Origin of the sequence: Gilliamella sp. W8145, assembly GCF_016101145.1 — a bacterium.
GTDB classification, from domain to species: Bacteria; Pseudomonadota; Gammaproteobacteria; order Enterobacterales; family Orbaceae; genus Gilliamella; species Gilliamella apis_A.
This window is the reverse complement of the sequence record NZ_JACFRC010000001.1, coordinates 1,142,654-1,157,733: the sequence shown is the minus strand read 5'-3', so window position 1 is coordinate 1,157,733 and position 15,080 is coordinate 1,142,654. Positions and strand designations below refer to the sequence as shown.

At 33.7% G+C, this 15,080-nt stretch carries 13 protein-coding genes; 11 read left to right on the top strand and 2 right to left on the bottom strand.

Annotated features, from left to right (window positions below; translation table 11 throughout):
* Window positions 1–40 precede the first annotated feature (40 nt).
* Complete coding sequence (locus H3T80_RS05240) at window positions 41–889, bottom strand: aldo/keto reductase (RefSeq protein ID WP_198200483.1); 849 nt, start codon at window positions 887–889, stop codon at window positions 41–43.
* A 665-nt stretch (window positions 890–1,554) separates the two neighbouring features.
* Between H3T80_RS05240 and H3T80_RS05235 the strand changes: the two genes are divergently transcribed.
* From H3T80_RS05235 to H3T80_RS05210, 6 genes are all read left to right on the top strand, one after another.
* Window positions 1,555–2,790, top strand: a complete 1,236-nt coding sequence (locus H3T80_RS05235; RefSeq protein ID WP_198200482.1) for an NRAMP family divalent metal transporter — start codon at window positions 1,555–1,557, stop codon at window positions 2,788–2,790.
* Window positions 2,791–2,798: 8 nt separating this feature from the next.
* On the top strand, window positions 2,799–3,581 hold the full coding sequence (locus H3T80_RS05230) for a LamB/YcsF family protein (RefSeq protein ID WP_110447460.1): 783 nt from the start codon (window positions 2,799–2,801) through the stop codon (window positions 3,579–3,581).
* Window positions 3,582–3,683: 102 nt separating this feature from the next.
* Complete coding sequence (locus tag H3T80_RS05225) at window positions 3,684–5,291, top strand: 5-oxoprolinase/urea amidolyase family protein (RefSeq protein WP_198200480.1); 1,608 nt, start codon at window positions 3,684–3,686, stop codon at window positions 5,289–5,291.
* Window positions 5,284–7,032, top strand: a complete 1,749-nt coding sequence (locus H3T80_RS05220) for a biotin carboxylase N-terminal domain-containing protein (protein WP_198200478.1) — start codon at window positions 5,284–5,286, stop codon at window positions 7,030–7,032. Before H3T80_RS05225 ends, H3T80_RS05220 begins: the two co-directional genes overlap by 8 nt.
* Window positions 7,033–7,515: 483 nt before the next feature.
* Entirely contained in the window at window positions 7,516–8,748 is a 1,233-nt protein-coding gene (sstT, locus tag H3T80_RS05215; RefSeq protein ID WP_110447462.1) for a serine/threonine transporter SstT, read from the top strand.
* Between the two features lie 156 nt (window positions 8,749–8,904).
* Window positions 8,905–9,897 (top strand): MDR family oxidoreductase, encoded by a 993-nt coding sequence (locus H3T80_RS05210; protein ID WP_198200476.1) that lies wholly within the window; start codon window positions 8,905–8,907, stop codon window positions 9,895–9,897.
* Between the two features lie 64 nt (window positions 9,898–9,961).
* Here H3T80_RS05210 and H3T80_RS05205 read toward each other — a convergent pair whose 3' ends face one another.
* Window positions 9,962–11,092, bottom strand: coding sequence for a DUF3829 domain-containing protein (locus H3T80_RS05205; protein ID WP_198200474.1), 1,131 nt, complete (start codon window positions 11,090–11,092; stop codon window positions 9,962–9,964).
* 293 nt (window positions 11,093–11,385) lie between these two features.
* Here H3T80_RS05205 and H3T80_RS05200 point away from each other — a divergent pair, with 293 nt between their 5' ends.
* From H3T80_RS05200 to H3T80_RS05180, 5 genes are all read left to right on the top strand, one after another.
* Window positions 11,386–11,613, top strand: coding sequence for a ChaB family protein (locus H3T80_RS05200; protein WP_110447465.1), 228 nt, complete (start codon window positions 11,386–11,388; stop codon window positions 11,611–11,613).
* Between the two features lie 148 nt (window positions 11,614–11,761).
* Window positions 11,762–12,049 carry a YciI family protein gene (locus H3T80_RS05195; RefSeq protein ID WP_198200472.1) on the top strand — a complete coding sequence of 96 codons (288 nt, stop codon included), beginning with the start codon at window positions 11,762–11,764 and terminating at the stop codon, window positions 12,047–12,049.
* Between the two features lie 259 nt (window positions 12,050–12,308).
* Entirely contained in the window at window positions 12,309–12,842 is a 534-nt protein-coding gene (locus H3T80_RS05190) for an RNA polymerase sigma factor (RefSeq protein WP_198200470.1), read from the top strand.
* A gap of 222 nt (window positions 12,843–13,064) precedes the next feature.
* On the top strand, window positions 13,065–13,403 hold the full coding sequence (locus H3T80_RS05185) for a carboxymuconolactone decarboxylase family protein (RefSeq protein WP_198200468.1): 339 nt from the start codon (window positions 13,065–13,067) through the stop codon (window positions 13,401–13,403).
* Between the two features lie 240 nt (window positions 13,404–13,643).
* Window positions 13,644–15,080, top strand: coding sequence for a 6-phospho-beta-glucosidase (locus tag H3T80_RS05180; protein ID WP_198200466.1), 1,437 nt, complete (start codon window positions 13,644–13,646; stop codon window positions 15,078–15,080).

The window sequence follows — 15,080 nt, the reverse complement described above, 5'->3', positions numbered from 1 at the left end:
TTATTTTTAGTTCTTTTTCAAACTTTCTTTTAATTGAAAATTAAATATTACGGTTACGTTTAGTTAGCCACTCGACAATTGCTGGATCACGATGTGAGAAGAATGCACTAGTTGCAGTATCAATTGCGGTAATATTGATGAGATCTTGATTTGAAAGTTCAAAATCAAAAACATTAAAATTTTCAGCCATTCGTTCTTTTCTAGTTGATTTTGCTAAGCAAACAATTTGTCTTTGTATTAACCAGCGTAAAATAATTTGGCCAACTGATTTATTATGTTTATTGGCAATAACAGTTAATACAGGGTGATTAAAAATATCGTTTTTTCCCTCAGCGAATGGCGCCCACGCTTCTGGCTGAATAGTTCTACTTTGCATCCAAGGTACTGTCTGCAATTGTTGATTAAATGGATTAATTTCGATTTGATTGATGGCTGGCTTAATTTTATTAAAAGCTATCAAGTCAGCAACACGGTCTGAATGAAAATTACTTACACCAATGGCTTTAATTTTTCCTTGTTGATAAAACTCTTCCATTGCTCGCCAAGCGCCATGTATATCACCAAAAGGTTGGTGGATTAAATAGAGATCAATGTAATCTGATTGTAGTAAATTTAGCGATTGTTCAAATTGAATTTTAGCACCTTCATAGCTAGCACGATTTAACCAAAGTTTGGAAGTAATAAAAAGATCTTTTCGGTTAATTCCACTCACTTTAATCGCATTTCCGACTTGGCGTTCATTTTGATAAGCTGTAGCGGTATCAATTAGGCGATAACCAACATCAATTGCATCTAATACCGCTCGCTCACACTGTTTTTCATCAATTTGATAAACACCAAAGCCTAAAATAGGCATTTCAATGCCGTTATTTAATTTTGTGCTTTTCATAATGCACACCTCTAATATTAAAATTAACTGAAAATATTAACGGTTGTCTTTTCGAATGATTATTTATTAATCTCACTATTAAGTAAAGCGGAAATGTTATCTCATTAGCCAACAAATAACTTGTTTTATGGTAGTTTTACTAGCTATTTACCTTTATGTTTATCTTCAAAAAACCTTTCCTCAATTTTTTAATCTTAAATAAATTATTATTTAGTTAGTAAAGTGATTATTACTTCAATAAAAACTATTTATTTAAAAAGTGTATTAAATAAAAAAAGAAGAATTATTGATGGATAGGAAACAAGCTGAGTGAATGGATCAGTTATAGTGCAATGGTTATTTGATTTACCAATTATTATAAAAATAATTATTTTTGAAAAAAATATAATATTTATTTTTAAAATATTAGTAATTATTATTTAATTTTTTGCTAACTTCATTAAGTTATATCATGATTATTAAATGATATTAGATATCGCTATAGGTTTATTCTTTGCACATCATTAATCATGATAATTTTTTTTAATTAGTTTTTTGTTAAAAAAATAGTAATTATATTTGCTATTGTTTTTTGAAATATGTTAGAAATATTGGCATAGTAATTGCATGCATTAATATCAGATTAATCATAATTACAGAGAAGTTTAGTAAAGAGGAACATGCGTATGGAAAATCATAGCAGCAGTACCGTTGCTTTTATAAAAAATAGGCGAGCATCGCTGATTAGTGCAATCTTTTTGATGGCAACTTCGGCAATTGGTCCCGGTTTTATTACTCAAACAGCTACTTTTACCGTGACACTTGGCACTGCTTTTGGTTTTGGTATTTTGGCCTCTATCATTATAGATTTTGTGGTTCAGCAAAATATTTGGCGAGTAGTTGCATTAACAAAAATGAACTCATCCGATATCGCTAATAGTACTATACCTTTTAGTGGTTATATATTAGCAATACTAATTATATTTGGTGGTTTAGTTTTTAATATAGGCAACATAGCTGGAGCTGGTCTAGGATTAAATGCATTAGTTGGCCTTGATCCTAAGTGGGGTGGGGCAATTAGTGCTCTAATGGCGGTTTATATATTTTCATCACGTAAAGCGAGTAATTTTATTGATCGCCTAATGATTGGTTTAGGTTTATTGATGATCATTTTGACACTGTTTGTGGTCTTTGCTTCTCATCCTCCTGTTGGAGAGGCTTTAAAAGAGACAGTTATACCATCAAATATTGATTTTGCTTCAATTACAACCATTGTTGGTGGTACTGTTGGTGGTTATATCTCCTATGCTGGTGCTCATCGCTTACTTGATAAAGGTATGGTTGGCGTAGAACATATAGACTATGTATCTGGTGCAGCAACAAAAGGGATCATGGTTGTTGGTTTAATGCGTTATATTTTGTTTTTAGCCATTTTAGGTGTAGTAGCCAGTGGCGTAACAATCGATATTTCGAGTTATGCCGCAAATCCTGCGTCACAAGCATTCCAAGCGGCTTTAGGCGAATTAGGTTTGCGTATTTTTGGTTTGATACTGTGGGCAGCTGCCATCACGAGTATTATAGGTGCCGCTTATACCTCAATGACTTTTATTACACCTTTTAAACGTAATATCAGTGAAAAACAACGCCAATTTGCTACTATTGTTTTTATTGCAACCTCATTGGCGATTTATTTAATTATGGGTGCCGCGCCTGTATCATTGCTGGTTTTTGCTGGTGGGTTTAATGGTTTAGTATTACCACTTGGTTTAACTATCTTTGTTTACATCGGATGGAAACGGGCGGATTTAATGTCTGGTTATCATTATCCTAGATGGCTATTGTGGTCAGGACTTTTGGTTTGTGCTATCACGTGGTATATGGGAGCAATGTCTGTTTTCACTATTTTTAATTATTTAAAATGAAGGGCATCATGATTACTAATAAGATTATTGATTTAAACAGTGATCTTGGCGAAAGTTTTGGTCAATGGCAAATGGGTAATGATGAGGCAATGCTGAAAGTTGTTAGCAGTGCCAATATTGCCTGTGGCTTTCATGCCGGTTCGCCAGAAGGAATTTTAAAAACATTAAAAGCTGCCAAGTTAAATAATGTAAGTATTGGTGCTCATGTTGGATATCCTGATTTAGTTGGTTTTGGCCGACGAAATATGGATATTGGCTCTGAAGAATTAATTGCTGATGTTATTTATCAGATAGGCGCATTAACTGGATTAGCAAAATCTATTGATGCTGAAGTTAGTTATGTTAAACCGCATGGTGCTTTATATAACACGATAGCGCATGATAAGCGCCAAGCAATGGCAACGATTGATGCTATTCGACTGATTAATCCTCATCTTGTTTTAGTCGCTTTGGCGGGATCACCATTAATCAGCTGGGCTAAAGAAAGTGGCTTGAATGTTGTTGCTGAGGCATTTGCTGATAGAGCTTATCATACCGATGGTACCTTAGTTTCTCGTAAGGAGGTTGGTGCCGTCTTACATGATCCAGATATTGTTGCCAATCGTATGTTACAACTTGTTAATGAAGGTGGTTTGATATCAATTGAAGGCGAGTTTGTTGAGATTGATGCTGGATCAATTTGTGTTCACGGTGATAGTATGGGCGCTTTAGCGATGGCGCAAAGAGTTAGCCAACAATTACAAAATAATGGTGTTAAAATTGCTTCATTTACTGATGTTATTAATGAGTAATATGCAGTAGATATTGTAACAATATAATTCAATTATTTGCCGTAATTATCAAATAAAGATTTACTTATAATCAATCTTTTTTGCGGTGTTTAGAGGTGCATAATGCGTTTTTTACCAGTTAATATTGATGCTCTGCTTATCGAGTTAGAGACTCTAGAACAAGTGATGGCATTAACTGATGCATTACAATATAAAAAAGATGTATGGAATATAAATGAAATAATACCAGCAGCTCGGACAGTGTTAGTTCGATATAATTCCATTATTATGGATGGAAATAAACTTGCCCAATATATCGCTCAATTAGATGTATCTTCAGGGCAATTAAGAGCTGGTGAATTAGTTACCATTCCAGTTAGTTATAATGGTGAGGATTTAGGCTTTGTAGCAGAATATTTAGGTATTAGCGTTGCTGATGTTATTTCTAGACATACAAGTAATGAATATCAGGTTGCTTTTTGCGGATTTGCACCTGGTTTTGCTTATATGGTAACAAAAGATATTCAGCTTAACGTTCCTCGCCGTCAATCTCCCCGGGTTCGTATTCCTGCTGGCTCTGTAGCCTTAGCTGGAGAATTTAGTAGTGTTTATCCACAAGCAAGCCCCGGCGGTTGGCAACTGATTGGTGTTACCAACGTTAAAGTCTGGGATATTTATCGTGACGAGCCAGCACTCTTTAAACCAGGTACACGAGTAAATTTTATTGATGCAAGTAAGACTGCTACTAAATATAGCTTACCACAATCGAAAAAAGTAACCCTACCGGTTGAACAACAAGTGCAATCGCAAGATATTGAGATATTAGCCACTGGAATTCAAACTTTATTACAAGATAATGGCCGCATAGGACAAGCTGAATTAGGTATTTCAGAATCAGGTGCAATGGATAAAGCAGCTTTGCATAGTGCCAATCGTATACTAGGTAATCCGACGAATGAGGCTGTTTTAGAAATAACTCAAGGTGGTTTTAAAGCTCGTATTAATAGCGCTATGTTAATTGCTGTGACAGGGGCGTCATGTGAGATTAAAGTTACTACAATTAGCGGTGAAAGCTATTTTGCTCATATGTATCAACCGATCCAATTAGAAGAAGGGGATATTGTTCATTTAGGTAACGTACAGTATGGTGTACGTAGTTATGTTGCTGTGCGTGGTGGTTTGCAAATTCAACCAATTTTAGCGAGTTGTTCTTTTGATACATTGGCGCAAGTCGGCCCTAATCCGCTAAAAGTTGGTCAAACATTGGCGATTAAGAATAGTCAGACTTTTAATGCGCTTTCATTAAATGAAACTCCCGTTATCTCTTATCCGTGTAAAGATGATGTTGTCGAATTGGATATAATGTTTGGCCCTCGTACCGATTGGTTTACACAACAAGCTATACAACAATTAACTTCACAATTGTGGCAAGTGACCCCTGCATCAAATCGTATTGGTTTACGTCTTTTGGGGGAAATTCCTTTAGAGCGCGAAAAACAGCAAGAATTACCAAGTGAAGGCACTTGTATGGGGGCAATACAAATTCCTGCTAATGGTCAACCCGTACTATTTTTAAATGATCATCCTCTAACAGGCGGTTATCCGGTTATTGCAGCAGTATGTAATTATCATTTGGATTTGGCTGGTCAAATTCCAGTTAATGCCAAAATAAAATTTAATCCGATTGGAGTTTTTAAAGAATTTGAAGGGAGCCATGTTAATCATGTCTGAAATTAATAAACAAGTTGCACACAAAGTATTGATTGCTAATCGTGGTGAAATTGCCGTTCGGATTATTCGTGCTTGTCGAGATATGAATTTTGCATCGATAGCGATTTATGCCGATGTTGATATGGATGCACTGCATGTGCAAATGGCTGATGAGGCTTATGGATTATCAGGTAATACACCGAGTGATACCTATCTAAATATTGATAAGATTATTGCGATTGCGCAAAAATCTGGAGCCACAATGGTTCATCCCGGTTATGGCTTTTTGTCTGAGCGAGTTGAATTCGCCAAAGCGGTACAAGATGCTGGTTTAATTTGGATTGGTCCTAACCCTGAAACAATAGCTGTTTTGGGCGATAAAGTAAAAGCGCGACAACTTGCTATCGAAGTAGGGGCACCACTAGTTACCGGTACGGATAAACCTGTACAAAATGCCAAAGAAGTTGTTGAATTTGCACATAAACATGGATTACCAATTGCAATTAAAGCAGCATTTGGCGGTGGAGGCCGAGGACTTAAAGTTGCTTGGCAAATGGATGAAGTAGAAGAACTCTATGATTCAGCTGTGCGTGAAGCAACGGTAGCATTTGGACGTGGTGAATGTTTCTTAGAACAATTTTTACATCATCCTCGACATATTGAAGCACAGGTTATCGCTGATACTCATGGTAATGTTGTTGTCGTTGGTACTCGTGATTGTTCTTTACAGCGTCGTAATCAAAAGTTGATAGAAGAATCACCAGCACCTTTTTTAGATGAAAAAATAGAAAAACAAATAGTTAAAGCATCAATCGATATCTGTGCTAAAGCAAATTATATTGGCGTTGGTACCGTTGAATTTTTACTGAGTCAGGATGGTAAACTGTCTTTTTTAGAAGTAAATACTCGATTACAAGTTGAACATCCTGTGACGGAAGAAACAACAGGAATTGACCTCGTGATAGAACAGTTACGAATAGCGCAAGGATTACCCGTTAGTATTAAACAAATGCCTCAACCACAAGGGCATGCTATTGAATTTCGCATAAATGCAGAAGATGCTGCTAATGGTTTTTTACCGGTGGCCGGAACGATAACTCATTTTGATATACCGACAGGCCCAGGTGTTCGCTTAGATAGTGGCGTTCATGCAGGATCAGTAATTCCTGCTACATTTGATTCACTCATGGCTAAACTTATTATTGTTGGTAATAATCGCCAACAGGCTTTGGCAAGAGCTCGTCGTGCATTAGCCGAGTTTACCATTAAGGGAGTTGCTAGTGTGCTACCATTTGATCAAAAAGTGATAGACCATCCTGATTTTTGCCAGCAGTTTAATGTGCATACTCGTTGGATTGAAACGGACTTTAATGCAGAACTTGAACCAGCCAAAAGACAACTTCCGCAGCAAGAAGATATATTGACCCATACCTTTATTGAAATTGATGGTAAACGTTGTAAGCTTGGTTTACCTGCGAAACTATTTTCTGGATTATCTATTAGCCAGACCAATAGCGAAGCCCAATCAGTTGTAACCACTAACACAAATCTTGATTTAATTGTTCCAGCTCCAGTGTCTGGTAATTTGTTTAAATGGTTGGTTGAGGATAATCAAAAGGTTGAACAAGGTGATATGATTGCAATTATCGAGGCAATGAAAATGGAAATTCAAGTAATAGCTCATCGTGAAGGTATTTTGAAACATTCTCATACCGAAGGTACGTATGTTAATGCTGATGATCCTATTGCTGAAATTATTTAGTATTAAAAATAATTTATAAATTAATAATAACAATATGTTTTATTAGATTCTTGCAGTTGGTAAAACATATTGTTTTTTATATTAAGATTATTAGTATTGTCTTTTCGAATCAGTTATATCGGCGATTAATATGTAATTTAAATTTCCTGCTGGTTTTAATATAAATCTCTCTAATCTTATTGTTTGGGATCTTAACTGATAAATTAAACGATATAATATCTAGTATTCATCTCTAATTTGAATTAGTTACCTATTGCTATTCTCGTTTTATCATTCTAAAAAACCCCTTTCCTCAAAATTTTTTATTGAATAATAATAGTTATTGGTGACTCTCTCTAATCCTTATATAGATTCAGGATAATAATTAAACTTAATAATTGAACAAAGTAATATAAAAAATAGTTATCATGATAATTTTTTTATAGTTTTAGTTTTAATTTATGATAAGGTTGCCGTTTTGTATTTTATACATAGGGAAGCACTATGACACATTCAACCAATAAATTGGTTCGTTTTTATTTCAAAGTAGGATTAATACCACAAATTATTTTGGGGTTAATCTTAGGTATTGCATTAGCGGCAATTTCAAAAGATGTCGCATTAGATATGTCCTTTATTGGATCACTTTTTATTAATGCTTTGAAATCAGTAGCCCCAATCTTGGTACTTATTTTAGTTATTGCTTCAATATCTAATCACCAACATGGTAAACGGGCCAATATGGGAGAACTATTGGCTCTTTATTTTGCAGGGATGATGTTAGCGGCTTTATTAGCAACTGTTGCTAGTTTTATCTTTCCTTCTGATATCTCTTTAGGTGATACCGCTAATCAAACTAAATTGACACCGCCTGGTAGCGTTATTGAAGTACTAAAAACTTTATTTAACAAGATGATCGACAATCCAATTAATGCTCTGGTTAACGCTAACTATATCGGTCTTATTATTTGGGGTGTTGGTATTGGGATTGCATTAAGACATTCAAGTGAAACCACGAAAACAATGATGAATGATCTTTCTGTAGCTATTTCATTTATCGTTAGAATTATTATTCGTTTTGCGCCATTAGGTGTATTTGGTTTAGTCGCTTCAACTCTTGCTGAAACAGGCTTTGGTGAATTACTTAAATATGCCCATTTAATTCTTGTATTGGTGTCTAGTATGTTAATTGTAGCATTGATCATTAATCCATTACTGGCGTATATGGTCATGCGTAAGAATCCGTATCCATTAGTATTAACTTCATTAAAAGAGAGTGCTATTCCAGCCTTTTTTACTCGAAGTTCGGCAGCAAATATACCGGTTAATATGGAAATTTGTCGAAAACTAAAAATGGATGAAGATACCTATTCCGTCGCGGTACCGTTAGGGGCAGCCATTAATATGTCAGGTGCAGCTATCACTATTACTATTTTAACCTTAGCAACTGTTAATTCATTACATATAGAAGTTGATGTTCTTTCTGCCGTATTGCTTTGTATTGTAACGAGTGTTTGTGCTTGTGGAGCATCGGGAATTGCTGGTGGTTCATTACTGTTGATTCCTGTTGCTTGTAGTATGTTTGGCATACCTAATGAAATTTCAGCAAAAGTCATTGGTATTGGTATTGCAATTGGCGTAATTCAAGATTCAGTTGAAACAGCACTTAATTCATCAAGTGATGTGGTATTTATTGGTGCTGTTTCAGAGAAAGTACAGCGTAATAAAGCAAAATAGAATCAATTTATCCGTTAGCCAATTTATAATGACTATTAAGCCTGATAGATATCAGGCTTTTTTATGAATTGAAAACAGAATCAGTAGCTCAATGATTGCATTTACTCTGATGAATATTTATCATGATTTACATATTAAATGTATTAAGGAATTATCATGTCATTCAATGCAATTATGTTAGGAAAAGATGAGGTTACTGGATTTTCGAATTCCTTAAAGACTATTACTAAACAGCAGTTATTGCAGCAGCAGGGAGATACTTTAGTCCAAATTCATTATTCAAGCATCAATTATAAAGATGCTTTAGCCTTGACGAATAAAAGTCCTATAGTTCGGCAATGGCCAATGGTACCGGGTATTGATGGTGTGGGTACCGTCATTGAGTGCCATAGTGGCCGTTATCAAGCAGGTGACTTAGTTATTTTAAATGGCTGGGGATGTGGAGAAACTCATTGGGGATGTTTAGCACAATATGCCTATCTAAAATCAGATTGGTTAATCCCTCTACCTAATAACCTTACTACTTATCAGTCAATGGCTATGGGCACAGCCGGTTATACCGCTGCACTTTGTGTAAAACGCATTATTGATTATGGCGTTAAACCAGAAGATGGCAAAGTTTTAGTTACTGGTGCAACAGGTGGTGTTGGTTCTGTGGCCATTGCATTATTGTCTAAATTGGGTTTTAACGTTACAGGATCAACAAGTAAAACTTCTGATAAAGAGTATTTATCAAAACTAGGTGCGGTTGATATTATTGATAGTCAATCATTGAAAAAGCCGAATAAACCGTTACAAAAAGAGTTATGGTCAGCTGTAATAGATGTCGTTGGTTCAAACACATTAGCTAATATTTGTGCTCAAACTCAATATGGTGGCATAGTCGCATGTTGTGGTTTGGCGCAAGGTATGGACTTACCTGCAACCGTGGCACCATTTATTTTACGCGGCGTAACACTATCGGGAGTGGATAGTGTGATGGCAAGTTATGATAAACGGGTTGCAGCTTGGCAATTAATAGCAGAAAACATGGACGAGAAACTGTATACTCACATAGCTAAAATTATTACATTAGATCAATGTTCTGAGATAGCACATAAGATGATCTCTGGTGAAATTAAAGGACGCTTTGTGGTTGATGTGAATTAGTGAACTTTATACTTAAATAAGCAGAATAAATATGCAGCATAGATTAATGCTGCATATTTATTAACTAGTTGGTTGAATTATTGTATAGTTGAATTAAAGAGTTTTCAGTTGTATTTAATGATTTAATTTCTTGGTTAACATCTTTATCATCTAACTTATTTAAAACAAGCTTGATTTGCGTAATCATTTTCGGTAAATAATCAACAAATCCATCATAGTAAATGCGATTTAAGCCTTGTGTTTTTATTACAGAGTCATTACCTTTATATTTTTTTAAATTATCAGAAATATCTACAATTTGTTGAATTTTCAGTTCAATAGCTTGTGTATCTAAATTTTTGAAATTGTTTTTTTCATCAAACGTATTATTAATTAATCCGACAATTTCTTTTGTTATATCCATTATTTCCATACAATCATATTGAAGAGTTAATCCTCTTTTTTTGAAATCCAATTTTTGAATATCATGTATTTCATTGTATAATTTATTATAAATAAGTTTAGCTGAGTTTTGTGTTTGCATAAACTCATTATATGAATTAGCTAGTTGATTAAAAAGTTTCGGTGCTTTTTGGTAATTATCTGATTGATATTCACCATTAAGAGCGTATTTTTGTAGTTCATGCAAAGCTAATGCTAATTTGACATAATTTTCAGCAAATTTTTTACCTTCTATATCTAATTCGAGTAATCGTGGTTCACTTTTTTCTAATTCATCAATTAATAGTTTGTAGTTATGTAGTAATTTTTCAGAAGGTAGAGATAAATTCAAAACAAGAGAAAAATTTTTTAAAGGATCCTTTTTGATTGCTTTCAATGTACAGGCATTATTTTTTTCGCCACAATTTTGAAGAACTTTTTTTGCCTTTTGATCTAAATTAATTAAAGTAGAAGTATTTTTTACGTTTTTATTTAACTTTCGTCCAAAATAACCATAATCATAATTAAATACGGATAGCCAAAGGTTCATTTTCTCGGATTGAGCATATGCTTGACGCGTATTTTCATCCATTGTTTGTTCTATTGATTGAGAAGGTTCTGATTCTGATTCTGAAGTAGGAGTAGGAGCTTGTTCTATCGCTGATATATTGGTAGATTCTACTGGTTGTTGGTCAGCTGGTTGTTGTTTTGTTTTATCATCGCAACTAATTATTAATAAACTAGCTAAAATTAAAGTGAATATTTTTGTTGTCATTTAGTTCTTCCATTTAATATAAATAATAACATCAACTAGTTAAGATTTTTGTATGTAATAGTTTATTAAATAATCGATATTAACTCAATTAGTTATTTTTTAATCAATAAGTAAACCTATTTAGGCTCTTTTGTATCAAATTAAGGTTTATATTAATAACAATATATTTCGAAAAATTTTTTTTCAGTAAAATCAGATTAGATTCAATCTAACTTAACTATTTTGCAGTGATGTTCGCAGTTACCAATCAAAGTTATCAATAATCTGTGATTAATTCGAGGGGGGAATGTGATATGCCATATCAAACAAGAGATGATTTACCTGAATCAGTCCGACATGTTTTACCTACCCATGCTCAAGATATTTTTAAAGAAGCTTTTAATAGTGCCATTAAAGAGTATCAAGATCCGAAAAAACGACGCGATAAAAGTGATGCTGAACAAGTTGCTTTTCGTGTTGCTTGGTCAGCGGTTGAAAAGGTCTATCATAAGGATGAGCATGGCAAATGGGTAGCTAAATAAAACTTAAAACATTATAGATAGCTTGTTTTATTATTTAATAATGCTATAAATAATAAATAATAAATAATAAATAATAAATAATAAATAAGAATAAATGCTAAGCTGACATGGATAGTTGGCTTATTCATATTTAAATTAAGGAGTTATGATGTTCATTTTTTCTCTTTCTTATCTCAAACCTATTAGTCAAGTTGAAAAATATTTACAAGCACATATCGATTATCTAGAGTGTTATTATCAATCTGGGCATTTTATCGCTTCAGGTCGCAAAATTCCTCGCACTGGTGGTGTTATTATTTGTCGTGCTGAGAGTCATGAACAAGCCATGTCTATCATACAACAAGATCCATTTTATATTCACCAAATTGCTCAATATGAATTAATTGAATTTGTTCCTAGCAAATATGCCAAAGGGTTTGATGATTTTATCAAATGATTATCTAAAACATTAACAATGCTGTTAGTGAAATTGATAAACCTATTGTTAATTATCGCAAAGCAGCTAAATTCGTATTAGCTTATTTAATTATTCCTATTCTTAAATCCTCATTTCAACAAAATTAATAAAAAAATTTGAACCTTTTTTATATTTTTTAACCTCTATATAAGTATGGTCATTTTATCAATGAAATTATATTAAACTCATTTAAACTTAATATTTCATTACGATTTTATTAGCTAGAGATTAAAAACTAATGAGTAAAAATAAACAACAACTCATCGAATTAGCTTGTAAGGGCGATAAGCAAGCACTGGAAAATTTGCTAGTCATTTGTCAACCAGATATAAAAAGATTTGCAAGACGAACCTGTTCAAGCTCGGAAGATATTGATGATGCGGTGCAAATTGCACTATGGCAGTTATATCGAAAAATAGGCATGTTGAAAACGGTGGCTACCTTCAGTAGTTGGTTATTTCGAATTGTCGAACGTGAATGTTATCGATTATTCAGAATTAGGAATTCGGAGAATATTGATTCAGGTTTTGATTTCGATAGCCTCAAAACAGCATATACAGATATCGATCTCAAAATTGATTTGATCAATGCAATTCTTGTTTTGCCAATAATCTATCGAGAAGTTCTAATTTTAAGAGATATTAGGGAATATTCATTCCCAGAAGTCGCTGACCAACTAGGTATTAATGTTGAGGCGGTAAAAAGTCGATTGCACCGAGCTAGAATGCTAATAAAAGAAAAAATTAATTCACGAAAACTTTCAAGTTTTTAAATAACATGTAGGAGAACTCTATGTATTGTCGTAACTCAATCATTTTACATTTAATAAGAGGTATAGCTGCAATTTCGTTGATATTTGCTGTATTTTTATTTCAACTTCCGCTTTTGCTTAAATTGTTTTTGGTTGTGGGTGCCATTTTGCTGTTACGAGGTTGTCCTGCCTGTTGGTTGTTAAGTTTAATAAATAAATTACAAACTCAAAAAAGAAAACAATATGAGTGATTATCAATCGAGAGAAGATTTTAAATATTTAGCATGTTTATTGAAATCAGCTCCAAATGAAACACAAGCATTTATTGATTTTGATCAGCAAACGATTAAGCGAAATGATGGAAATATTCCAATAAAAACTCGAGAGTTAATAGCTTTAGCTATCGCACTAACAACGCAATGTGCTTATTGCATTGATGTTCATGTCAAAGGTGCAAAACGAGCAGGAGCTAGTTTAGAAGAGTTGGCTGAATTAATTTCCATTTCCGCATCGGTAAGAGCAGGTGCAACTATGGCGCATGGTTTGTTATCAATGCGATTATTTGAACAAAAAAATGGTTAACTCCTTAGTATTATTGTTTAAATGGCAGCTATTTAGTCAAAAATTAGCTGCCAAATTTTTATTCTCTTAAATTTACAACTCCCTGTTTTCTTCCAGATTCTCTTCGTTATCCAAATTTAAGATAAATTTTCCTTATTCTATTTACAATTTTCCTTATCAATACGGAAAAAGTTGGTTAGTAATTATTTATTTTTCCTCTTATACTAAATTTGAATCATCAATAAACATAGGTAATTGATTATGAATAATAAAGGTTTACCAAAAGATTTTCTATGGGGCGGTGCTGTTGCTGCTCACCAATTGGAAGGTGCTTGGCAAGTTGGCGGCAAAGGTATGAGTGTTGCTGATGTGATGACAGTTGGATCGCCGAAAAGCTATCGCAAAATCACTGAAGGTATTATTCCTGGTGAGTATTATCCTAATCACGAAGCTATCGATTTTTATCATCATTATAAAGATGATATCAAGTTATTTGCTGAAATGGGGTTTAAGTGTTTTCGAACTTCAATTGCTTGGACGCGAATTTTTCCAAAAGGCGATGAACTTGAACCAAATGAAGAAGGTTTAAAGTTTTACGATGATTTGTTCGATGAATGTTTAAAATATAACATTGAACCTGTGGTCACTCTTTCGCATTTCGAATTACCTTATTATTTAGTAACCGAATATGGTGGTTTTCGTAATCGTAAATTAATCGATTTCTTTGTTCGCTTTGCCGAAGTCTGTTTTGATCGTTATAAAAATAAAGTCAAATATTGGATGACCTTTAATGAAATTAATAACCAAGCTAATTTTGACGAAGATTTTGCTCCTTTCACTAATTCTGGTATCTATTATAAAGAAGGTGATAATCGTGAAGAGATCATGTATCAAGCCGCTCATTATGAATTAGTTGCCAGTGCAAAAGCAGTTCAAATTGGTCATGCGATTAACCCTGATTTTCAAATTGGATGCATGATTGCACTAGTGCCAATCTATCCTGAAACTTGCAAACCAAGCGACATCCTAATGGCACAAAAAGTTATGGAACGTAAATACTTCTTTACTGATGTTCATGTGCATGGCAAATACCCAAATTACATTAAAAAATATTGGCAACGTAAAAATATCAAGTTAGATATTACTTCGCAAGATTTAGAAGAGTTAACGAAAGGAACCGTAGACTATATTGGCTTTAGTTATTACATGTCCAATGTTGTTAGGCACAATCAAGGCAATGATCATTATGATTATAATGAAAAAACTGATTTAGTTGGTAATCAATATGTTAAAAAATCAGATTGGGGTTGGCAAATTGATCCAGAAGGCTTACGTTATACCTTAAATTGGCTAACTGACACCTATCAATTACCGCTATTCATTGTGGAAAATGGTTTTGGTGCTTATGACAAAGTTGAGTCTGATGGTAGCGTTCATGATAATTATCGAATTGAATATCTACGTGAACATATAAAACAAATGAAGTTAGCCATTATTGAAGATGGCGTTGACTTGATGGGGTATACACCATGGGGTTGTATTGATCTCGTTTCTGCTGGTACTGGTGAAATGGAAAAACGTTACGGTTTTATCTATGTAGATAAAGATAATAAAGGCAATGGTACCTTAAAACGTAGTCGTAAAGATTCTTTTGCTTGGTATAAAAAAGTCATTGAGTCGAATGGTGAAATTTTATAA

Coding starts and splice junctions, on each gene's coding strand:
- H3T80_RS05240 (WP_198200483.1), bottom strand. CDS start 889: ATGAAAAGCACAAAATTAAATAACGGCATTGAAATGCCTATTTTAGGC.
- H3T80_RS05235 (WP_198200482.1), top strand. CDS start 1,555: ATGGAAAATCATAGCAGCAGTACCGTTGCTTTTATAAAAAATAGGCGA.
- H3T80_RS05230 (WP_110447460.1), top strand. CDS start 2,799: ATGATTACTAATAAGATTATTGATTTAAACAGTGATCTTGGCGAAAGT.
- H3T80_RS05225 (WP_198200480.1), top strand. CDS start 3,684: ATGCGTTTTTTACCAGTTAATATTGATGCTCTGCTTATCGAGTTAGAG.
- H3T80_RS05220 (WP_198200478.1), top strand. CDS start 5,284: ATGTCTGAAATTAATAAACAAGTTGCACACAAAGTATTGATTGCTAAT.
- sstT (WP_110447462.1), top strand. CDS start 7,516: ATGACACATTCAACCAATAAATTGGTTCGTTTTTATTTCAAAGTAGGA.
- H3T80_RS05210 (WP_198200476.1), top strand. CDS start 8,905: ATGTCATTCAATGCAATTATGTTAGGAAAAGATGAGGTTACTGGATTT.
- H3T80_RS05205 (WP_198200474.1), bottom strand. CDS start 11,092: ATGACAACAAAAATATTCACTTTAATTTTAGCTAGTTTATTAATAATT.
- H3T80_RS05200 (WP_110447465.1), top strand. CDS start 11,386: ATGCCATATCAAACAAGAGATGATTTACCTGAATCAGTCCGACATGTT.
- H3T80_RS05195 (WP_198200472.1), top strand. CDS start 11,762: ATGTTCATTTTTTCTCTTTCTTATCTCAAACCTATTAGTCAAGTTGAA.
- H3T80_RS05190 (WP_198200470.1), top strand. CDS start 12,309: ATGAGTAAAAATAAACAACAACTCATCGAATTAGCTTGTAAGGGCGAT.
- H3T80_RS05185 (WP_198200468.1), top strand. CDS start 13,065: ATGAGTGATTATCAATCGAGAGAAGATTTTAAATATTTAGCATGTTTA.
- H3T80_RS05180 (WP_198200466.1), top strand. CDS start 13,644: ATGAATAATAAAGGTTTACCAAAAGATTTTCTATGGGGCGGTGCTGTT.